Annotated in this window: 22 protein-coding genes; all 22 read right to left on the reverse strand. The window is 43.8% G+C overall.

The annotated features are described in order from the left end of the window. Positions 1 to 65: 65 nt before the first annotated feature. The 22 genes from HMPREF1150_RS01140 to HMPREF1150_RS01030 all read right to left on the reverse strand — a co-directional run bounded on the left by HMPREF1150_RS01140 (position 66) and on the right by HMPREF1150_RS01030 (position 21831). Positions 66 to 1025 (reverse strand): ROK family glucokinase, encoded by a 960-nt coding sequence (locus tag HMPREF1150_RS01140; protein ID WP_009660448.1) that lies wholly within the window; start codon positions 1023 to 1025, stop codon positions 66 to 68. A gap of 755 nt (positions 1026 to 1780) precedes the next feature. Beyond that, positions 1781 to 2191 (reverse strand): GNAT family N-acetyltransferase, encoded by a 411-nt coding sequence (locus tag HMPREF1150_RS01130; RefSeq protein ID WP_009660530.1) that lies wholly within the window; start codon positions 2189 to 2191, stop codon positions 1781 to 1783. A 71-nt stretch (positions 2192 to 2262) separates the two neighbouring features. Continuing rightward, on the reverse strand, positions 2263 to 2850 hold the full coding sequence (locus HMPREF1150_RS01125) for a hypothetical protein (protein ID WP_009660439.1): 588 nt from the start codon (positions 2848 to 2850) through the stop codon (positions 2263 to 2265). Next, a complete protein-coding gene (locus HMPREF1150_RS01120) occupies positions 2847 to 4715 on the reverse strand; it encodes an ABC-F family ATP-binding cassette domain-containing protein (protein ID WP_009660389.1) in 1869 nt (622 codons plus the stop codon). The genes HMPREF1150_RS01125 and HMPREF1150_RS01120 overlap by 4 nt, the downstream gene beginning before the upstream one ends. Continuing rightward, positions 4712 to 5911 carry a CCA tRNA nucleotidyltransferase gene (locus tag HMPREF1150_RS01115; RefSeq protein WP_009660413.1) on the reverse strand — a complete coding sequence of 400 codons (1200 nt, stop codon included), beginning with the start codon at positions 5909 to 5911 and terminating at the stop codon, positions 4712 to 4714. The genes HMPREF1150_RS01120 and HMPREF1150_RS01115 overlap by 4 nt, the downstream gene beginning before the upstream one ends. Beyond that, on the reverse strand, positions 5908 to 6675 hold the full coding sequence (dapB, locus tag HMPREF1150_RS01110; RefSeq protein WP_009660475.1) for a 4-hydroxy-tetrahydrodipicolinate reductase: 768 nt from the start codon (positions 6673 to 6675) through the stop codon (positions 5908 to 5910). The genes HMPREF1150_RS01115 and dapB overlap by 4 nt, the downstream gene beginning before the upstream one ends. A 41-nt stretch (positions 6676 to 6716) precedes the next feature. Continuing rightward, positions 6717 to 7565, reverse strand: coding sequence for a DegV family protein (locus HMPREF1150_RS01105; RefSeq protein WP_009660293.1), 849 nt, complete (start codon positions 7563 to 7565; stop codon positions 6717 to 6719). Between the two features lie 2 nt (positions 7566 to 7567). After that, positions 7568 to 7942: a DUF1149 family protein gene (locus tag HMPREF1150_RS01100; protein ID WP_002915309.1), complete on the reverse strand. Its 375-nt coding sequence runs from the start codon at positions 7940 to 7942 to the stop codon at positions 7568 to 7570. A 128-nt stretch (positions 7943 to 8070) separates the two neighbouring features. Continuing rightward, complete coding sequence (locus HMPREF1150_RS01095; RefSeq protein ID WP_009660519.1) at positions 8071 to 10032, reverse strand: fructose-specific PTS transporter subunit EIIC; 1962 nt, start codon at positions 10030 to 10032, stop codon at positions 8071 to 8073. After that, a complete protein-coding gene (pfkB, locus tag HMPREF1150_RS01090) occupies positions 10029 to 10940 on the reverse strand; it encodes a 1-phosphofructokinase (RefSeq protein ID WP_009660276.1) in 912 nt (303 codons plus the stop codon). The genes HMPREF1150_RS01095 and pfkB overlap by 4 nt, the downstream gene beginning before the upstream one ends. Beyond that, on the reverse strand, positions 10937 to 11680 hold the full coding sequence (locus tag HMPREF1150_RS01085; RefSeq protein ID WP_009660338.1) for a DeoR/GlpR family DNA-binding transcription regulator: 744 nt from the start codon (positions 11678 to 11680) through the stop codon (positions 10937 to 10939). The genes pfkB and HMPREF1150_RS01085 overlap by 4 nt, the downstream gene beginning before the upstream one ends. 170 nt (positions 11681 to 11850) lie before the next feature. Next, positions 11851 to 12834: a CPBP family intramembrane glutamic endopeptidase gene (locus HMPREF1150_RS01080; protein ID WP_009660387.1), complete on the reverse strand. Its 984-nt coding sequence runs from the start codon at positions 12832 to 12834 to the stop codon at positions 11851 to 11853. A 13-nt stretch (positions 12835 to 12847) separates the two neighbouring features. Beyond that, positions 12848 to 13477 (reverse strand): TIGR01906 family membrane protein, encoded by a 630-nt coding sequence (locus HMPREF1150_RS01075; protein WP_009660495.1) that lies wholly within the window; start codon positions 13475 to 13477, stop codon positions 12848 to 12850. Beyond that, positions 13470 to 14240: a TIGR01457 family HAD-type hydrolase gene (locus tag HMPREF1150_RS01070; protein ID WP_009660325.1), complete on the reverse strand. Its 771-nt coding sequence runs from the start codon at positions 14238 to 14240 to the stop codon at positions 13470 to 13472. Before HMPREF1150_RS01070 ends, HMPREF1150_RS01075 begins: the two co-directional genes overlap by 8 nt. An 11-nt stretch (positions 14241 to 14251) precedes the next feature. Then, positions 14252 to 14992, reverse strand: coding sequence for an acyl-[acyl-carrier-protein] thioesterase (locus HMPREF1150_RS01065; RefSeq protein WP_009660378.1), 741 nt, complete (start codon positions 14990 to 14992; stop codon positions 14252 to 14254). A 3-nt stretch (positions 14993 to 14995) separates the two neighbouring features. Next, positions 14996 to 16126 carry a radical SAM family heme chaperone HemW gene (gene hemW, locus HMPREF1150_RS01060; RefSeq protein ID WP_009660414.1) on the reverse strand — a complete coding sequence of 377 codons (1131 nt, stop codon included), beginning with the start codon at positions 16124 to 16126 and terminating at the stop codon, positions 14996 to 14998. A gap of 137 nt (positions 16127 to 16263) precedes the next feature. Then, entirely contained in the window at positions 16264 to 17067 is an 804-nt protein-coding gene (proC, locus tag HMPREF1150_RS01055) for a pyrroline-5-carboxylate reductase (protein ID WP_009660521.1), read from the reverse strand. A 2-nt stretch (positions 17068 to 17069) separates the two neighbouring features. Continuing rightward, complete coding sequence (locus tag HMPREF1150_RS01050) at positions 17070 to 18332, reverse strand: glutamate-5-semialdehyde dehydrogenase (protein WP_009660437.1); 1263 nt, start codon at positions 18330 to 18332, stop codon at positions 17070 to 17072. Positions 18333 to 18353: 21 nt separating this feature from the next. Further along, positions 18354 to 19463: a glutamate 5-kinase gene (gene proB / locus HMPREF1150_RS01045; protein WP_009660525.1), complete on the reverse strand. Its 1110-nt coding sequence runs from the start codon at positions 19461 to 19463 to the stop codon at positions 18354 to 18356. Between the two features lie 114 nt (positions 19464 to 19577). Continuing rightward, positions 19578 to 20474, reverse strand: coding sequence for an RluA family pseudouridine synthase (locus HMPREF1150_RS01040; RefSeq protein WP_009660506.1), 897 nt, complete (start codon positions 20472 to 20474; stop codon positions 19578 to 19580). Further along, the gene (gene lspA / locus HMPREF1150_RS01035) at positions 20458 to 20925 is read right to left on the reverse strand and encodes a signal peptidase II (protein ID WP_009660454.1); all 468 of its coding nucleotides are present in this window, start codon (positions 20923 to 20925) and stop codon (positions 20458 to 20460) included. Before lspA ends, HMPREF1150_RS01040 begins: the two co-directional genes overlap by 17 nt. Positions 20926 to 20928: 3 nt before the next feature. Next, positions 20929 to 21831: a LysR family transcriptional regulator gene (locus tag HMPREF1150_RS01030; RefSeq protein ID WP_009660400.1), complete on the reverse strand. Its 903-nt coding sequence runs from the start codon at positions 21829 to 21831 to the stop codon at positions 20929 to 20931. Positions 21832 to 21937: the final 106 nt, after the last annotated feature.

Consider the following 21937-nt stretch of genomic DNA (forward strand, 5'->3'; position numbering starts at 1 on the left):
AATTTTCAATAAAAATTCTCCTACAGACCTTTCTGCAGGAGAACAAATGAAGCATACTTGTTGAATTATTGTAAGACCAATGAAGCTGCCCCGATAACGCCAGCATCATTTCCAAGAGTAGCCAAGGCCAACTTGGTTGAAGTACGAACCTGCGGGAAGCTATTCTCTTCATAAACCTTGCGAACGCCATCAAGTAAGAAATCACCTGCAGCTGATACGCCACCTCCGATAACGATTGTAGATGGATTTAGGATAGAGCCGATATTGGCACAGGCAATACCTAGATAGCGAGCGAAATTGCGATAGACAATCAGAGCCAGCTCATCGCCCTCTTTCGCCAAGTCAAAGACAACTTTTGCATTGACATCTTCACCGTTGTCAATCAGTTTTTTCAGCTCAGCATCACCAGCATACTCATCAGCATAGCGGCGAGTCAGATTGACAATACCAGTCGCGGATGCAACCGTCTCCAAGCATCCCTTCTTGCCACAGGTACATTGAATCGGCTGATCGAAGTCAACAGTGATATGACCCAACTCTCCTGCTGCTCCAGCAAGTCCGTGCAAGAGCTTGCCTTCTGCAACGATTCCTCCGCCAACACCTGTTCCTAGTGTCATGAAGACAACATCAGGCTGGTTTTCTCCAGCGCCCATCCAGCGTTCGCCCAAAGCAGCAACGTTAGCATCGTTGTCAATATAGAAAGGAATCCCAGTCGCTTTTTCAATCTTATCCTTGACTGGCTGCAGCGTCTTCCAATTGAGGTTGTAAGCACCAATAACAGTGCCCTTTTCTCGGTCAACAACTCCTGGCGATCCCATACCAATTCCGATAAAATCCTCTGCTGAAAGCTGAAGCAAGTCCAAACGATGCAGGATTGACTCAATCATATCCTCTACGATGTGGCTTCCTTCGTCCAAAATATTGGTTTTAATGGACCATTTTTCTTGAATTTCGCCCTCTGAAGTCAAAATAGCAAACTTAATAGATGTTCCACCAAGGTCAATTCCGATTATTTTTTTCGACATGATATTCTCCTCTGTGTTTTATTTATCATCATTATATCAGATTTTTTCAGTAAGGAAAAGGTTTGCATAAAGAAAAGTAAAAATCAACAAAAATCTAACTTTGCTACTTCTCTTAGCCACTTTTATCCTTTACTTTCTTGTACTAGTAATTTCTTTTTCTTAACCAATGGCTTATGGTTAGATTCTATCCTCCACTCTCTTTCATAATACTTCATTGAATCATATATACGTTCCAGAAACGTTTCTTCAAGAAAAATCAACGGGATAATTAAATCAACTTTATTTTTAAAGACGCGCTTCTTATTTTTACGTACAATAGTTGAAGTTTTACAAAGTCCCTCGACGTCATTAAAATTTATTTCAATTCTGTAAGAAGTTGTAAACCTGTTTCGTATTATACGAAAATTCATCTCTGACACATCTTTCCATGAAAAAAATTCTCTATCTGCCACTAGAGAAGGCTTATAATAGAAACCGTTCACCGTTAGTCTAATGAACTCTTTGTCAGCAAAAAGAAGACACCAAGAAGCGAACAAAATTAGATATAAAATCAAAAGTAATACTAATAAAATGTAAGAATAAAAATATGTCAGTCGATTTTCCAAAACGATAAAACAGACAAAAAAATAAGACAAACAAATAGAAAATAAACTATTAAGAATTGCCCAAAAAAGTATTTTTTTCGAACTTCTTTTTATTATTCTTTCTTGCACTATTTTTCACCAATAATCTTTTCTATATTTACTCATCCTAACTCACAACTCTTTTGTATAATAATATCTTTCACCAGTATACGGATAGTCTTTCAGCGCAAACACTTCTGTATAGCCGTGCTTTTTATAAAAATCTGGGGCTTGAAACTGATACGTATCCACAAACGAATATTTGCATTTCCTTTCTCTAGCTTCCTGTTCAGCCTTGCACAGTATTTCTGAGCCCATGCCTTGCCCTCGCAAATCCTCGCTCACATACAAATACTCAATCTCCAGCCAATTTCCAAAAGTTTCGGCCGCCATACCAGCCAGCAGATTTCCTTGTTCATCTTCTACATAGATATTAAGAGGCTCACTTTTGGATGGCTCCCTCTTAGATTGATTGTAGGCTCTGATTAAATTTCCCAGTTCTTGTGTTGTCTTTGAGTCGTTATTTTCCAATCTTAGTTTCATAGATGCCTCCGTTTCATCTCTAAAGGTTTTAGATTAACAGTATATGAAACTGTTCGGACTATATCTTCACCTTAATTATCCTTCTGACTTGCTCGCCATTGATTATGGTAATCCATCATCGTTTCATAAATATGTTTTGGCTTCTCTTTTTTCAGTAACATAAGAGTAATTTCTAACGACTCAGGGATTCCAAACTTCATTTTTTTACTCTTTCTATAAGCAGTTCTTCTTCTTTTTAAAAGAGGAAGATTTACAGAATGGAAATGAACTGTCAAAATATGTCTCTTATTGAATAATTGGATCTTCCCATAATGTCGAATACGTTCAATTCTATAGTCTATCCTCTGGATTTCTTCCCAACTATAAAACGAAACTTCTCTAAAAAGAAGGGGTCTGAAGTAAAATCCCTGTTCCGTTAGATGAAAAAAACGTTTATCTCTAAACAAACAAAGCCATACTAAAATAGACAGAAAATCAAAAACAATTGTACCTATCACCAAAAACATTTTTTCAATCACAGAAATATTGGAGTCAAATAATAGGTATCCGTTTTTAGATGGTAATACAAGAACTGCAGTCATAAAGACAGCAAGAGCGCTCGCCAATAAAGCAAAAAGGAATATTTTCAACCAGCTCTGTCTAAACACTACTTCTTTCATCCATCTAACCCACTTAGGTATTCATAGCGCTCGTATTTTTCCAACAATTTCTCATTCTGTTCATCCAGTTCTTGCTGGAGTTCAGACAGGCGAGCAAAGTCAGAACCATTCTCCTGCATGACCACTTCAATCTCAGAAATCCGCTCTTCCAGCGCCTCGATATCAGCCTCAATAGACTCCCACTCCTGCTTTTCAAAGTAGGACATGCGCTTTTTCTCCTCGCGCACCTTGGTTGATTTTTCCTTTTCAGTCTTTTGAGAAATAGCAGATCTTTCTGCTAGAAAGGCTTTTTCATCCAGGTAATCCGTGTAATTCCCGAAAAACTCTCTGATACTTCCATCCTCAAAAGCCAAAATCTTGCTCGCTACCTTGTCTAGGAAATAGCGGTCATGGCTGACTGTAATGACTGGACCTGCAAAGCCTTGCAGAAAGTTTTCCAAGACTGTCAGAGTTGCGATATCCAAATCGTTAGTCGGCTCGTCCAGAAGCAAGACATTGGGCTTTTCCAAGAGAAGTTTGAGCAGATAAAGACGCTTTTTCTCTCCGCCAGAAAGCTTTTCGATTAAAGTTCCATGTGTAGAGCGTGGAAAAAGAAATTGCTCCAAGAGCTCTGCAATGGAGGTCGTTCCACCGCCTATCTTGACCTCCTCGGCCACTTCTTGCAGGTAATTGATGACCCGCTTAGACTCATCCAAGCCTTCGATCTGCTGAGAGAAATAGGCGACTCGGACTGTCTCTCCGATAATGAGCTGACCAGCCTGAGGCCGAAGTTTACCGACAATCAGATTGAGCAAGGTTGACTTGCCGACACCGTTATCTCCGACAATCCCAATACGGTCCTTGTTCTGAATCAAAAGACTGAACTGAGAGAGAATAGGCTTCTGATCATAAGCAAAGTCTACATTTTGAAACTCAATGACTTTCTTACCGATACGACTGGTTTCAAAGTTCATTTCCAGATTACTGTCAGTCGTCTGACCGACCAAATCCTTCTTGAGGTCATGGAAACGATTGATACGAGCCTGTTGCTTGGTTGCCCGAGCCTGAGGCTGCCGCCGCATCCAGGATAGCTCCTGCTTGTACAGCTGCTGTTTCTTATGAAGCAAGGCCGCATCCCGCTCATCTTGCTCCGCCTTGAGACGGACATAGTCTTGATAATTTCCTTGGTATTCAATCAAGCGACCGCCATCCAGCTCAAAAATCCGAGTTGAAATATTATCCAAGAAATAGCGGTCGTGGGTGATGAAAAGGACGGTCTTCTTTAAATTTTTCAAGAAATGCGTCAGCCATTCAATGGTATCAATGTCTAGGTGGTTAGTCGGCTCATCCAGTAAGAGCAAATCTGCATCACCTAAGAGAACCTGGGCCAGCTGAACTCGACGACGAAGACCTCCTGATAACTGACCGACCTTAAGCGACAGATTTGTCAGACCAAGCTTGGACAGGACCGTCTTGACCTGGCTTTCGATTTCCCAAGCATGGAGCGAGTCCATCTCGGCCATAACCGCTTCTAGCCTAGACTGTTGACTTTCATCATAAGCCGTCAGGAGCAGCTCATACTCTCGAATCAACTGCATTTCCCGTAAATCACTAGACAAAACAGTGTCAAGCACCGTCTGCTCCTCATCAAAATCAGGCTCCTGAGTCAGATAAGCAATCTTATAGCCTGTCTTAGCAGAAAAAGGGCTGACATCCCCGTCAAAGCCCGACTTGCCCGACAAGACATCCAGCAGCGTTGTCTTTCCAGTTCCATTGACACCAATCAGACCAATCCGGTCTAGGTCATGAATGATAAAGGAAATATCCCGAAAAACAGTCTTATCTCCTACTGATTTGGTTAGCTTGTCAACGATAAAATCGCTCATTTTTTCTCCTTGATATAGGCGTAAATAGCCTCTAAGTCATTAGGCAAATGGCCATCTACAATAGCGTATTCCAACTCTTTCAGAATTTGGCCCAGTTTTGGTCCTGGCTCAAAGTCAAACTCCCGCATCAGCATGCCACCATTGACCACCATTTCCTGCTTGTTATGAATAGTCAGACTGGTGTCAATATTCTGAATAGCAGAGAAATCCACTGCCAAACCTTGCGCCTGCCGAAGCTCTTCTGCTTGTAGCAATAAGTCAATATCATAGTCATAGCAGTCGCGCTTGGTCAAGTCTCGTTCTGAGCGAATAACCGCAATCTCAACCAGATCTTCTACTTTATTGGCAAATTCACGAGAAGTCTTCCATTTTTTCAGAAAACCTTTGACATTTTGCACATCCAAGGCCAGTAAAAGAGCTGCCCAAGCCTGCTCTGACGCTGAAAATCGGAAATCTGAAACCAAGTCAAAGAGCCTTTCTAACTTAGCTCTGCTTCCCTTCAAATCTGGCAAAAATTCTATGGCACCGCTTGTCAAGAGTGCCTCTAAACCCTTGCGCCAAAATGGAGCCAGCAAGAGCTTGTCAAACTCGATAAAAATTCGTTCAACCGAAATCTTTTCAAGCAAGGGGGCACAATCCTTCATAGCCGCAAAAGTATCTTGCTCCAGATCAAAATCCAAGGCGGCCTGAAAACGAACCCCCCGCATGATGCGTAGAGCATCTTCATTAAAGCGTTCTGCAGCAGTCCCAACTGCCCGCAAAATCCGATTTTTCAAATCATCCAAACCTTGGAAAAGATCGATGACTTGACCGTTTTCATCCAAAGCTAGAGCATTGATGGTAAAATCACGTCGCTTGAGATCTTCCTCCAAAGAGCGCACAAAAGAAACCTTGCTTGGCCTGCGGTAGTCCACATAGACATCCTCGGTCCGGAAAGTCGTCACCTCGTATTCACGGTTATTTTCCAGAACCAAGACGGTTCCATGCTCAATTCCCACATCAACTGTCCGGTCAAAGATACGCTTGGTTTCCTCAGGATAGCTAGAGCTAGCGATATCCACATCGTGAATAGGTCGCTGCAAAAGGGCATCTCGAACAGAGCCCCCAACAAAATAAGCTTCAAAGCCAGCTGCTTTTATCTTCTCTAATACTGGCAAAGCCTCCTGAAATTCAGAAGGCAGAGTTTCTAATCTCATAGTAAATGTTCCAATCCATAGACTAATTCTGAGCGTTTGACAACTTCTTTAATGGCAAGATTAACTCCTGTCATAAAGGAAGCACGGTCATAGGAATCATGTCGCAGGGTCAATCCCTCTCCCTGGCTGCCAAAGATCACTTCCTGATGGGCAACCAGACCTGGCAAGCGAACCGAATGAATACGCATGCCATCAAAATCAGCTCCGCGGGCGCCAGCTATAGACTCTTCCTCATCAGTAGCTCCCTGCTGCTTGATTGATCTGACTTGGCTGATGAGCTCGGCTGTCTTAATAGCTGTCCCACTCGGTGCATCCTTTTTCTGGTCATGATGTAGTTCAATGATTTCTACATTCGGGAAATACTTGGCTGCCTGTGCTGCAAACTGCATCAGCAAAACAGCTCCCAAAGCAAAATTCGGAGCAATCAATCCGCCCAGCTCCTTTTCCCTAGACAATGTGATTAACTCTTCCAACTGTTCTGGAGTAAAACCTGTCGTTCCGACCACTGGGCAAAATCCCTGTTCCAGAGCGAAGCGAGTATTTTCATAAGCTACTTTAGGGGTTGTAAAATCAACCCAGACATGGGCTTCCAGTCCAGCCAATTCTTCCTTAGCATTGAAAACAGGAACACCAGCCACTTCTTTTTCATCCGTGAAAGGATCCAGCAGTCCAACTAATTCTAGTTCCGAATCTTCTGTCACCATTTTATAGGCTGCTTGACCCATTTTCCCTTTAAAACCAGCAATAATAACTTTGATACTCATGTTTCTCCTCCTTACAGAGACAAGCTCAGGCACTCAGACAATCAAACCACAGGAATATAAGCAAGTGCAACGCTCCCCTTGCCTAGATGCGTTCCAATGACGCTGCCAAAGGTTGCGATAGGAACTTCGCCAGTAATACCGCTGTCTAGCAGATTCTGCTGAAGCTCGGCTGCTTTTTCTGGCGCATTGCCATGGATAACCATAATCTGATAAGCACCGCCTGCTGTTCTTTCTTGGACAAGTTCCAGCATACGCTTAGTTGCCTTCTTCTCCGTCCGAATTTTTTCAAAAACCTCTATTACACCATGATCGTTAAAATACAGAATAGGCTTGATGCTGAGCAGATTTCCCAGAATAGCTGCGCCGTTAGACAGGCGTCCTCCTTTGACCAAGTGGTTCAAGTCGTCTACCATGATAAAAGCGCTGGTGCCATCAATCTGCTTCTGGACATTAGCTAAAATTGTGTCAAACTCCAGCCCTTCTTCCGCCCACTCTAGAGCAGATTGAACCATAATACCAAGCGGAGCGCTGGTAATCTTAGAATCTGGAAAGGAGATTTTCAAACCATGAAATTCATCTTTCAGATACTGGATATTTTGATAAAAACCAGAAATTCCGCTAGATAGAAAGAGCCCCAGAACATGGGTATAGTCTTTGCCGTCTAGAATGGTGAGAATCTCTTCTAAATCAGCAATACTAGGCTGACTGGTCTTGGGCAGTTCATCTGACTGAGCCATTTTTTCATAAAATTCACTGGCTGTTAAGTTTCTGCCTTCGACATAAGACTCACCGTCAATCACGACCGGGATGTCCAAGACGAAAAGATTTTCATTCTCCAGCAGCGAAGCCGGCAGATAGGCCGATGAATCTGTGATAACCGCTAACTTCATGATTAAAACTCCAAATTAATGCCCGGCAAATCCAGAGCAATTTCCGTCACTTCATAAGTCAAGCGATTGAGCATAGTTAGGCAAGGCCGAGCCAGCTCTTCTACTTCATCGTGGTCAAATTCACTCGGTTCCTCAATAAGTCGACCGTGAATATGGTTGGCTTGCGAAATGGTTCCGCTGATAACAAAATTCTCAAAAACAATCATAAAAGTCAAAATCACGATCAATGAAGTTGTGTGGGCTTCGACATCTCTTTTGACCAATTGGAAATTCACATCAACCTTGGTTTCAGGTGTTCCATTTTCTTTTTCCCACTCAAAATTTCGGGCGTCAAAATGGTACTGACTAACAAATTCTTTTTCGCGCTGTATGTTCATTTTTATTCTCCTAAAAATATGCGATAGGCCCATTATACCATATATCGAGCGAAGTTTCCATGCTAAAATTTGCAGGCTGGAAAACACAAAAAAGAATCTCACTAACAAAAGCGAGATTCTTTTAAATATTATTTTTCAAGTGGTTTGCGCAGGTAACCAAAGATAATACCGCTGACTACTGCACCAATCAATACATATACCAAGTAAAGGATTGGATTGTTTGTCAAACCGATAACGAAGATTCCTCCGTGAGGAGCCATGAGCTTGATACCTGACAATCCTACAAGAGCACCTGTTAGAGCTGAACCTACGATAAAGCTTGGAATAGCACGGGCTGGGTCAGCAGCTCCAAAAGGAATCGCTCCTTCTGTGATGAAAGATAGTCCCATGACGATGTTTGTCAAACCTGAATCACGTTCTTCTTCAGTAAATTTATGTTTGAACAAAAGAGTTGCAATAAATACTGCCAAAGGCGGAACCATACCAGCTGCCATAACTGCTGCCATAACAGGTGAACCACCAGTTGAAACAGTGCTTGCAAGTGTACTAGTACCAAATACATAAGCCGCCTTATTAACTGGCCCACCCATATCGACAGCCATCATACCGCCTACCAAGAGGCCAAGAAGGACAGCAGAGCTTCCGCTCAGACTTGCCAAGAAATCGTTCAAGGCCGTATTGATTGCTGACATTGGAATATTGACCGCCAACATCACAAATCCAGTCACAAGAACGCCCAGAAGAGGCAAGAGCAAGATTGAACGGATACCTTCAAGTGAACGAGGCAGACCTGCAAGAAGCTTGCGAAGAAGCAAGATAACACCACCGGCTAAGAATCCTCCTACCAAAGCACCAAGGAAACCTGATGATACACCAACTAAATCAAGAGTTTTCTGACCGCCTTCAGCATAGGCAACACCGCCAAATGATGCACCGCTGCTCGCAATTGCGCCAGCTACGAAACCAGAAACCAGACCTGGCTTTTCAGCGATTGAGTAAGCGATATAACCAGCTAATACTGGCAACATGAAGCCAAAGGCTGCTCCACCAATTGCTTTAAACTGAGCTGCAATCTCATGGTAACTTCCTAGATTAGAAAGCTGATCTTTTGGCACTCCTAAGATCTGATCCAGCAAGAATGCAATGGCAATCATAATACCGCCACCAATAACGAATGGCAACATTTGGGAAACACCGCTCATCAAGTGCTTGTAAAAAGCGCCACCCAGACTAACTTTCTCATTGCTGGATTCTGCAGCACCACCACCGTTAGCTGCCTTGTAAACCTCAGCATTTCCAGAAAGGGCCAGATTGATGAGTTCTTCTGTCTTACGAATACCATCTGCAACTGGACGATTGATCAACGGCTTGCCGTCAAAGCGATTCATCTCTACGGCCTTATCTGCCGCGATGATAACAGCTTTAGCTTTTTTAATATCTTCTGCTGTCAGCTTATTCCCAACACCACTAGCACCGTTGGTTTCAACCTTGATGCCGACACCCATTTCAGCTGCAACCTTCTGTAAAGCCTCTTGAGCCATGTAGGTGTGTGCAATCCCTGTCGTACAAGCTGTTACAGCTACAAGGAAATCTCCGCCTTCATTGGCAGGTTCAACAACAGCAGGTTCTTCTGCTTTTTCTGAAGCTTGGTCAAAAAGCTCAATCACCTGATCAGGCGAAGTAACTTGGCGCAGTTTATCCGCAAAGCCATCTTTCATCAGGTATTGGGACAATTCAGCCAAGGCTGCCAAGTGAGTGTCGTTAGCACCTTCTGGAGCTGCAATCATGAAGAAAAGATCAGTTGGTTGGCCATCCAAACTTTCATAATCGACACCTTTATTTGACTTGGCAAAAAGGACAGTCGCTTCTTTCACTGCGGAATTTTTGCTGTGAGGCATAGCGATTCCATCACCCAGACCTGTAGAAGTCAAGGCTTCACGAGCCAAAATCCCTTCTTTGAAAGTCTCGAAGTCTGTCACATAGCCATGATCCACTAGGCTTTGAATCATTTCTTCGATAACAGCTTTTTTCTCGGTTGCCTGCAAGTCCAGCAACATCACATCTTTTCTTAGTAAGTCTTGAATTTTCATATTTTTTCTACCTCTACTTTTTCATAGATTTCTTTTATATAATCAGCTGTCGCCAAATCATCTGAGAAGGTGGTCGCCGTTCCACAGGCCACTCCCCATTTGAAAGCTTGAATAACATCGCCAGAGCGGACAAACTCTCCGGTAAATCCAGCCACCATAGAGTCGCCAGCACCAACAGAATTTTTCACATTGCCCTTGATAGGTTTAGCGAAATAAGCACCCTCTTGAGTTACCAGTAAAGCACCGTCACCAGCCATGGAAATAATCACATGCTGGGCACCCTTGTCTAAGATTTGACGGGCATAACTCTCAATCTGATCCAAGCTTTCGAGCTTGACTCCGAAAATATTACCTAGTTCGTGATTGTTTGGTTTAACCAAGAGCGGCTCAAACTCTAATGAATCAAGTAATGTCTGTCCTTCAAAATCACAGACGACTTGTGCTCCCGTCTTTCTGGTTAATCCAATCAGCTCCTTGTAGACAACATTTCCTAGATTTTTAGGACTGCTACCCGCAAAGACTACTGTATCTTCTGAAGTCAGAGAAGAAAGGAACTTCTCAAGTTCTTCTAGTTTCTGACTGGAAATTTCTGGACCAGGTCCGTTAATTTCTGTCTCAGCATCTGCTTTAATTTTGACATTGATACGAGTATCCTGCTCAACTTCTACAAAATGGCTTGAGATTCCTTCCTCTTCCAGAGTATCTGTGATGAACTTGCCAGTAAAACCACCGATAAAGCCAGTCGCTGTATTCTCAATACCTAGACGTTTGAGAACTCGGCTAACATTGATTCCCTTTCCGCCAGCGAATTTATCGTCACTGTCCATCCGATTGACGCTTCCTATAAGGACCTTGTCCAGACGGACAATATAGTCGATGGAAGGGTTTAGTGTGACAGTATAAATCATACCTCAATCACCTCCGTTTTTTCTTTCAGCGCTTGAATCACTTCTGATTCCGTTTGATTAGTAATAATGCTTGCTTTGGCAAGAGGAGCAACCTTGACAAAGGACGTCTGTCCTAGTTTAGAAAGATCAGCCAAGACATAAGTCTTCTTAGCATTCTCCAAAATAGCTCTTTTGACAGCTCCTTCCTCCATGTCTGGAGTGGTAAAGAAGCCATCGTCAATGCCATTCATTCCAATAAAGGCTTTATCGAAATTCAACTGACCGATTTGATTTAGGGCAACACCGCCAATGCTGGCATCTGTTGAGCGCTTGACCTTTCCGCCGATAATGACCGTCGGGATATTGCGCTCTACCAACTTGGTCGCATGGTGAATGGAGTTGGTGACGACTGTCACTCTAGGGTCATGCAGCTCATTAACTAAAAGCTCATTGGTTGTCCCCGCATCAATAAAAATCACATCATGCTCTTGAATCAAGCTTGCTGCCATCTTGGCAATAGCTGTCTTTTCTTGAATGCTTTTGATAGATTTTTCCTGATTACTCTCCTCTTCTTGTAGAAAATGAAGGCTCTCGGCTCCACCATGAACTCGTCGCAGTTTATGCTCGCTCTCCAGTTCATCCAAATCTCTTCTGATAGTTGATTCTGAAGTGTTTAAAGCATGTACTAGATAGTCTAAAGAGACAAATTTTTCTCTTATGACTGTCTCTAGAATAACTTGCTTTCTTTCCGACTTCAGCATAAAGCACCTCCTTTGGAATCGTTTACGATTATTATTATACCTCTTTAATTTTCAATGTCAAGCATTTTCTATCAAAAACTTTCAATTTCTATCTTTTTACCGAACAAAAAAAGAGCTGGACTATATCCAACTCCTTACATATCGTTGCATAAATGCCAAATAAAAGGCAATTAGCTATTATTAATCAATGATACAAGATAGGCTGCCATGACAGGCAGAAAAGTTCCAAGAAAAGTAAACACAACCAGAACCCAGAACCAGACTGACTTAAAAGCCTGTCGGTAGGTCCCTGGGAGCGAACGATTGGCGTCAATGTATTCCTTAAATTTTGGCCACTTCAAGATTAAAAGCAAAAGAAATACTGTGCTGCCAGCGATTAATAGGCCGTAAAAAACGATGTTAACAATAGGCTCTGGAGCTTTTTTTGAAAGAAAAGCTATCCCTTCTGCTATGACAAAGTTATTGAGAGCATGAAAAATGATAGACCAGATAATCGAATACTCAAAAGCGATATAGCCAAAACCTAAACCAATCAAACTAGCAAAATAAAACTGATAAAGATTTTCGTGAAAAAGGCCAAACAAAATCGCAGTCAAAAGAATGGCAAAAACCTTTCCATGCTTCTCTAACGCTCGCAATCCAGCACCTCTAAAAATGATTTCCTCCGTAACAGGAGCCATCAAAGATGAATAAATCAGCATAGTCAGTGTCTCAGAACCGCCGCTCCCTGATTCCATTCCAGAAAGATCCAGATTGAAGAGCTGAATGATAGCCTCCATGAGCTGATTGACAACAGCTGTAAACAATTGGGCGAACAAAAGGAAGCAAATCATATAAAAGAAAACTTTAGGAGTCATTTTCCGCCCCTTGCGACGAAGGTCGTATTTAAAGAGCTGCTTACCCCTAGACACCGTGAAAGTAAGAACCCCAAGACAGGAAGCTAGAATATAGGCTCCGCCGTCCTTTTCCATGAATTTGGTAACAATGTCTTGCGTCTTTTGAATGTCCATACCTTGTCCTGGCATGATGACAAAAAAGGCAACAAATACGTAAATGAAGACAGCAGCAAGCATAACCCATAAATAAGTAAAGCAAGTCGCTGAAAATCGTCCTAGATCTTTTTTAGGATTTAAAGGTTCGGGTATATAATACATAAAATCTCCTATATTAAGCTTGCTCTTTACTCTTTCTGCTCAGGAAATACAAGGTCAAAAAGATTCCCTCATAAAGCAAAGCATAAAGAATAAAGGCGTGCATGAAAAATTCTTCTGGCAGAATCCAAATGACTGGATCCTTGGCTGGATCAAACATCCAGGTATTGTCTCCGGCAAAGAGAACTTGATGAAAGAGTGTAAAAAAACTATTAAAGCCAATCAGAAAGGCCAGTACACCTAAGACAAGCGGCAAGAGACTAATCACCAGAAAAGCCCGTCTGTAAAGACTCAAAAATCCCTTTTTAACCACTTTTTTGATAAAGAAAATCAAAGCCGGCAAAGTTATTAGAAAAATAGCTTGCGCCAAGTGAAAAAGATACTTGACCGCCTGAAAATGATGCAGCCCTGCTGCTGACGAACGAAAATCTGGCATCGCCAGTTTCTGATTAAAAGGATTGGTCAGGTAATTCATCAAAATATTAAAATTATACTGGATGGTCTCTGCTTTCAAATATACTTTATCTGGCAAGTTGAAATAAGAAATCTCCATCGGGTATAAGAGCCAAGCCAGATAAATGGTTAGCAATATCGCTGCTGCCAACAAGCACAAAGCGCTGGCTGAAAATCTCAACTTATCACGCATCGAAATCCCACTCCGCTAGACTGGACAAGACATGCGTCGGTTGGATCGGCAGATTGGGCACTTCTTCTGGCAGGGTAAAACCTGTCGTAACCAATAGAGTCGGAATGCCGTTGTCGATTCCTGCTCGAATATCTGTCAGATAGTTATCGCCCACCATGACCACTTCTTCACGCGCCAACCCTAGATGCTCTATGGCTTTTTCCATGATGATGGCATTGGGCTTGCCGATAAAGGTCGGTTCAACCCGAGTGGCTGCTTCCAAGAGGGCGTTGATTGCGCCAGCTCCCGGCTGCAAACCTCGCTCAGTCGGAATGTTTAGATCTGGATTGGTTCCGATAAAGTGAGCACCCTTTTGAATAGCCAGAGTCGCTATTGTCAGCTTCTCGTAATCCACTTCCCAGTCCAGCCCCACTACTACATAGTCTGGATTTTCTGTATCCTCTATGTATCCAGCTTCTTCTATGGCATGTTTAAGCCCGACATCACCGATAACGTAGACTTTCTTGCCCAGTTTTTTCTCCTGCATATAGTCAATGGTAGCCAGAGTTGCTGTGTAAATGGTATCAAGTGGCGTCTCAATATTGAAATTTTCAGCCAGCATGGTCTGCACTGCTTCTGGCGTTCGCGTGGTATTATTGGTTACGAAAAGATAGGGAATCTTGCGCTTCTGCAGCTCATGCACAAAAGCTTCACCAGCCGGAATCCGGCTCTTGCCCTTATAAATCGTCCCATCTAAATCAATCAAATATCCTTTATAAGTCATTTCTGCTCTTCCTAACTTTCCTGATTAAACTCTTGCCAGGTCACTAAAGCCTGGGCATTGACTTCGCCGTCACTGGAAATCCGATGATTGCTTTGCAGACCTTCTAGGTCATAGCTAGAAGCAATCATGCCGCCTGGTCGAACTTCCTTGACATACTTTAGATGGACCTTCTTAGGAATATGCTTCGTAAGGAAGTCTGCCCCCATAACCTCGAAAATCCAGTCCAGATACTTGCTGTTGTTGACATGTCCGTTCATATCCAAGTCGTAAAAGCGCACATGGTAGTCCTTGCTGACAGGATTTTCCAAGTCTGGATACTTAGGACCTCGCAGTAATTTCTTGGAAAAGTCTGATTGATATGGCGCTACAATCTCCGGATCAACGGCACGAACCTTGCGGCTATCTCGATCCATAAGAACAAAGGTTGCCATCATCTGTATAATGGCTTCACCCGCTTCATCAAAAATCGTAAAGCGACGGTAGCAAAAGAGCCGATTATAAGTTAAGGCTTCTGTTTCGATAGTAATCTCCTCTGCAAATCGTGGCAGACGTGTCACATCAATATCGTAGTCCGTGATAATCCAGACTAGGTTATACTGCTCCAGCATATCCTTGTCACTGACACCAAGCTCGATCGACTGCATCCCCGATACCTGCAAGGACAGCAGGATGACATCCGGCAGCTTGATATGGCCATTCATATCTGCCATATCAAAAGGAATTTTCATTTTCATTTGATAAGTTAAGCCCATTATTTACTCCAATATAAATTTCTCAGCAACCGTATCCCCCAAAAAGAGGCCTTGTTTGGTCATGCGCACGATGTCTCTGTCCGGCACTAGCAAGCCCTGCTCAGTCAGCTCAGACACAACAGCTCCGTATTGATCTTCAAAGGAGAGACCGAATTTTTCCTCGAAGCGCTTTTTAGAAACGCCTGATTTCTTACGTAAGCCCAGAAACATCTCTTCTTCCATCTTTTCATTCAGCGTCAGCACTTCTTCCTGCACACGGGCATTGCCCGCTTCCACCGCCTGCAGATAATGACGAATGGGGCCGTGGTTTTTATAGCGAACACCATCGACATAGCCAGAAGCTCCAGCTCCAATACCATAATATTCCGCATTGTCCCAGTACATGAGATTGTGGCGACTCTCAAAGCCTGGCTTGGAAAAGTTTGAAATCTCATAATGCTCAAAACCGGCCTTTCCCAGCTCAGCTATAATGTAGTCAAACATCTCCGCTTCCAAGTTCTCCTTGGGCAGAGGCAGCTTCCCCCGCCGCATCCGATTCATGAAGACCGTATGATTTTCCAAAATCAAGCTGTACAAACTCATGTGGGGAATGTCTAGGGCAATAGCCTTAGCTACATTGGTTTTCACATCTTCCATGGTCTGCTTGGGCAGGGCATAAATCAGGTCAATCGAGATATTATCAAAACCCGCTTTTTTGAGATTGGCAATATTCTCATAGATGTCCTTTTCTGAGTGACTGCGGCCAATCTGCTTGAGCATGCGGTCATTGAAAGTCTGTACGCCCAACGAAACCCGATTGACAGGCGACTCTTTAAGTACAGCAATCTTCTCCTGGTCCAAGTCCCCGGGATTGGCTTCAATGGTCAGCTCTTCTAGATAAGACAAGTCCAGCTTGTCTGTCAGCTTTTCAAGCAAAAAAGCCAACTGACACGCCGATAGAGCGGTCGGAGTCCCACCACCGATATAGAGGGTACGGAGCTTTTTGATGTCGTAAGAATTATACTCCTCAATCAAATGCTCCAGATAACTATCTACCGGCTGATTTTTGATAAAAACCTTGGAAAAATCGCAGTAATAACAAATCTGAGTACAAAAAGGAATGTGCACATAAGCAGAAGTCGGTTTGGTTTGCATAGTACTTATTATACCACAGTTTTAAAGAGAGGACTTATTTGATTATCAAACAAAGAAAAAAAGAGTGATCCTGTAAAGACAAAAATTGTCCTCTCATGTCACACCCTTTCTATAATCTAAAAAAATGAAGATCTAAATCACTTCTTCCCCAACTCCTGCGTCCTCTTGTAGGCGGCTTGAACGGCATCCATGACTGTTCCTCGAAAGGCATTTTCTTCCAGACTGGCTACCCCGGCGATGGTCGAACCGGCCGGACTGCAGACCTGGTCTTTGAGTTGAGCCGGATGTTGCCCGCTGACCCGACTTAGCTTGGCAGCACCTAAGAGAGTTTGATTGGCCAGTTCAAGTGATATATCGCGACTGAGTCCTGCCCGCACCCCAGCGTCCGCTAAGGCCTCTATAAAGAGATAGACGAAAGCTGGTCCACAACCAGCAAGAGCTGTCGCTGCATCCAACTGTTTTTCCTCTAGTTTGACTAAAAGGCCAGCCGAAGACAGAAGCTCACCCAACAAGTCTTCGTCTGCTTGATTTGCCTGCTGAGATAAGTTATAGGTAATAACACCCTCGGCAACAGCTACTGGTGTATTAGGCATGATTCGAATCCAACGATGCTGGCCAGGTGTAAATTTTTCTAATAGCTCTAAGGTTAGACCAGCAGCCATTGAAACCAACAAAATAGACTCCCGTTTTTCTAGAATTGCCTGATACTCAGCCAGCAAGTCAGTAAATTGAGCCGGTTTGATACCCAGAAAAATCACTTCTGCCTGAGCAAAAACCTCTTCATTACTAACCGGTTGTCCACCAACTTCCGCAGCAATCTTTTCAGCCTTGTCACGACTGCGATTGGCCAGGAGTAATTCGCTTCTAAATCTTTCATCTTGGGAAACTAGGCGAGCAAGACTACTCCCCATATTTCCCAGACCGATAAATCCAATTTTCATCTTTATTTCCTCACTTGACCAGTCCCTTGGATGACGTATTTATAGCTGGTCAACTCTTTCAGTCCCATAGGACCTCTGGCATGTAGTTTTTGAGTAGAAATCCCCATTTCGCAACCAAGGCCAAACTGACCGCCATCTGTAAAGCGGGTTGAAGCATTGACATAAACGGCCGCACTATCGACCTGCTCTGTGAAATAAGCTTCCGCTGCATCGTTCTCCGTCACAATGGCATCCGAGTGATGGGTGCTGTGAGCCTCAATATGCTCCACCGCTTCTTCCAGCGAAGAAACTAGCTTGACCGCTAAGACATAGTCCAAAAATTCGGTATCAAAATCTTCCGGTCTAGCTTGCGAGCCTGAGATATACTGAGCCGCTTTCTCATCCAAACGTAATTCAATAGTTTTTTCTTGCGCAGCAACACGATCAGTCACCAACATCTTCTGCAAACGTGGTAAAAATCTTTCTGCAATCTCTTCATGAACCAGCAGTACCTCCATGGCATTGCAGACAGAAGGGCGACTGGTCTTGGCATTCTCAATAATCGCCAAAGCCTTGGTTTGATTAGCATCCTTATCTACATAGACATGGACAATTCCAGTACCCGTCTCAATAACCGGCACAGTCGCATTCTCCACAACCGCCTGAATCAGTCCAGCACCTCCGCGAGGAATGAGTAAATCCAGATATCCCTTGGCCTTCATCATGGCCTGGGCGGAAGCCCGACTGGTATCAGAAACCAACTGGATACAATCCGGCGAAATCTTCGTCTGAGCCAAACCTTCTTTCAAAGCTGTGACAATGGCTAGCGCTGTCTGATAGGCATCCTTGCCGCTTCTGAGGACGACTGCACTACCACTCTTTAGAGCCAGAGCCGCAGCGTCAGAGGTGACATTAGGCCGACTTTCGTAGATAATCCCAATCACGCCCATGGCCACCCGCTTTTTACTGATGACAAGACCGTTCTCAAGCTCGGTTTTTCCCAAGACTTGCCCTACAGGATCCTCCAAGTCAATCAGCTGGCGAATGCCCTCAGCCATGGCAGCAATGCGATCCTCGTCCAGATAGAGGCGGTCCAGCATCACATCTGAAATCTTACCTTTAGCCGTGGTCATATCCAATTCATTGGCTGCTAAAATATCCGCACGAGAAAGCAAGAGCTGCTTTGCCATTTCTTCTAAAGCATGGTTTTTCTCAGCCGTTGTGGCCGTATTAATCGTCTTCTTGACTTTCTGAACCTTTTCAAAAATCGCTTGTGTTGAGGTCATCGCTTCTCCTTTCCTCGTCTTCTAAAATTCTGCAAATAAATCATTCAACTCCGGTGTCAGAGAAATCCAGTCATCCCGATGAATCACAACACCCTTAGGCTTATTGGACTTGAGCATATCTTTAAGTGCTGACTTGCCAAAACGCACGCGCCCTTTACCAAGAATAGCTCCACTGCCTTCTTCATAAACCGTCACCGTATCCTGATAGGCAAAGCTCCCCGATACAGATACAAGACCGGATACCAACAAACTTTTTCCCTTATTTTTGAGGGCGTCAGCTGCTCCTTGGTCTACATAGATTTCCCCTTGACTTTTAGCATAGAAAGCCAGCCATTGCTTCTGCGTTTTTAGACCTTTTTCCTGAGCCAAAAAGAGACTGCCATCCTTGGTTTCCTCCGCAGCTTCCTGCAGAGCATCAGTCTTGAGTGAGGAGCAGATATAGACCGGAACACCAGACATGGTTGCCAACGTTGCTGCCTTAATCTTTGTCAGCATGCCACCAGTCCCGTTGCTCGTTCCTGCACCGCCTGCCATATCAATCAGCTCAGAAGAAATCTTCTCAATCTTGTCAAGCCGCTGGGCATCAGGATTGGTAGACGGATTAGCCGTGTAGAGTCCATCTACATCTGTCAAGAGCACCAGGAGGTCCGCCTGAACCATGGCTGCCACCTGCGCACTCAGTGTATCATTATCTCCGACCTTGAGCTCCTCGATGGCCACCGAGTCATTTTCATTGATGATAGGAATAGCTCCGCGATTCAGTAAGACAGATAAGGCTTGATGGGCATTCTTGTAACGCCGCTTATCTGCAAAATCATCCTGGGTCAAAAGAATCTGAGCAGAAATGATTTGCTTCAAAAGAAGATTGGTTGTATATTCCTCTAGAAGCAAGCCCTGTCCAACCGCAGCTGAAGCCTGTTTATCCGCCACCTTGGTCGGTCGCTTTTTAAAGCCTAGAGAAGAAAAACCTGCCGCAATAGCTCCTGATGAGACCAACATTAACTCATGTCCCGCCTCATGCAAGAGAGCCAACTGTCGAGTAATTTCCTTTACCTTGGCGCGTGACAGACTGCCATCTGCATTTGTCAATGACGAAGTCCCCACCTTAAATACGATTCGCTTTGCTTTCATTTCCTTTTCCTTCACTGCTAGATTGTCTTATTATACCACGATTTACGGAAAATAAAAACGACCGCGATTGAAGCGGTCAAAGGAAAATTTGTATTTTAATAATGAATGAACTTGCTATCCTTGTCGCAGCTTTTCCAAAGTTTCTTGGAAAATGACTGGCACTTCAGCTGTAAATTCCAGCACTTCACCAGTTCGAGGATGGGTGAAGCCCAAAGTTCGCGCGTGCAGAAATTGGCCATGTCCTTTTAAAGTCTTACGCGGTCCATAGACTTCATCTCCAGCCACAGGATGTCCAATGTAAGCCATATGGACGCGAATCTGATGAGTTCGGCCTGTTTCCAGCTGAAGCTCAACCAAGCTATAGTCACCAAAACGTTCCAAGACTTGGAAACGCGTCAGAGCTGGCTTGCCTTTAGCCGTCACAGCCTGCTTCTTGCGGTCTTTTTCACTGCGGCCAATCGGAGCCTCAATCACCCCACGGTCATTAGGCAGATTTCCATGAACAATAGCCCAATACTTGCGTAGGGATTTCTTATCCTTGAGCTCATCAGCCAGAGCCACATGGGCTTGGTCATTTTTTGCAATCATGAGAAGCCCTGAAGTGTCCTTGTCAATTCGATGAACAATCCCCGGCCGGAGGACTCCATTGATGCCAGAGAGGTCATTGATGTGGTACATAAGAGCGTTGACTAGTGTGCCGCTGGTATGGCCTGCCGAAGGATGGACGACCATTCCCTGAGGTTTATTGACGACTGCCACGTCCTCATCTTGATAGACGATTTCTAGCGGAATATCCTCAGCTACATACTCAACCACTTCCGGCTCAGGCAGCTCATAGGAGATGATGTCACCTTCTTTGACAGCATATTTGGCTTTTTTGGCTTGTCCATTAACCAAAATCCTGCCGTCCTTAATCTGCTCATTAGCCAAACCCCGCGATAGGTCTGTCAGCTCAGCAACCGCCTTGTCCAATCGCTGACCAGCTACTGAAGCCTCAATTCTTACTTCCATCTTTTTCTTCCTTCAAAATCATCAACAGTAAAATAGCTACACCAAAGGTTAGATACATATCCGCCACATTGAAAATAGCAAAATTGATAAAATCTAACTGAAACATATCCACGACAAAACCTTGGCGTATCCGGTCAATAAAGTTCCCCAAACCACCAGCAATCACCAAGGTCAGCCCAGCCAACATCCACTTTGAGGCGTGGAGGTGTTTGATGAGGTAGTAAACAGCTCCGCCAATAACCAGAAAAGTCACCAAAGTAAAGAGCCATTGCTGATTTTCCAGCATGGAGAAGGCTGCACCGGTATTCTGGAGATAGGTCAGACTCACCAGATGCGGAATGAAACTCTTGACCTGCCCCAGCTTAAAATCGCTGACAATATATAACTTGACAAGCTGGTCCACAGCAATAAGAACCAAGACTGCAAAAGGAATAATAATTTTTCTTTTCATACTTTATTTTTTCTGTGCAAAATACTCTTTCATAACTGATACAAAGTCTTCTCCGACCTGGGTCAACTCCACATCTTCACGCTTGACATAGACCATGTGGTTGTCCAAATTGTCACGAAGCTTGATGACAGTAATACCATTTACACTGTTGCTGTCCAAAAAGCCAGATCCGGTCGCATAAGCATCGGTTCGCTCCAAAATCCCATTCAAAGTTGCACGGTCCGTCACATTAAACATCTGTGAGCTGGCACTGGTATCGACAAAATTCTCTGAATAATAGAGATACTCGTCCTTTTCCTGAGTGAAGCGAACAGTCGGCAAAGCAGCCAAATCTTCCATGACCAGCTCCTCCTTTTGTGTCAGAGGATGATCCTCCCGCAGGTAAATATGGGTCTGAAAAGGAATCAGCTCAATTACTTCTAAGCCTAGCTTTTCCACCCGCTGCATAATGCCTTTGGTATTTTGATTATTAAGGTAGATAATGCCGATTTCACTGTGGCCTTGCGCTACTTCATCCAGAATCTGCACAGTTGTTGACTCAAAAATCCGGAAGTTCTTATATTCTGGATAGGTCTGAGAAAATTGAGTAATCAAAGGCGGCAAAAAATCATAGTGCTGACTGGCAATTGAGAACTCATCCCGCTCTTCCTCGGGATTGGCATATTGGTTTTGGAAGACATCAAAGCCCTTGACCAAGTCTTGAGCCTTCTCATAAAACTCCATTCCTCGGCGAGTCAGAAAAGTCCCGCTGCTGGTCCGACGAAAAATCTTGAAGCCCAGCTCTTTTTCCAGATCACGGACAGAGATAGACAGACTAGGCTGGCTGACATACATTTTTTCCGCAGCTTCTCGAAAGGTCCCACTGTTAGCAATGGCGACCACATAACGCAATTGTTGAATATTCATAACATTTTCCTTCTTTACATATCGTCTCATTATACCATAAACCAAGGCAGAACAAAAGAAACCAGCTGTAAGAAGCCGGTTTCTCCTTTTAAGTTCGTGAGTAACC

Source organism: Streptococcus sp. AS14, from assembly GCF_000286495.1.
Taxonomy (GTDB): Bacteria; Bacillota; Bacilli; order Lactobacillales; family Streptococcaceae; genus Streptococcus; species Streptococcus sanguinis_P.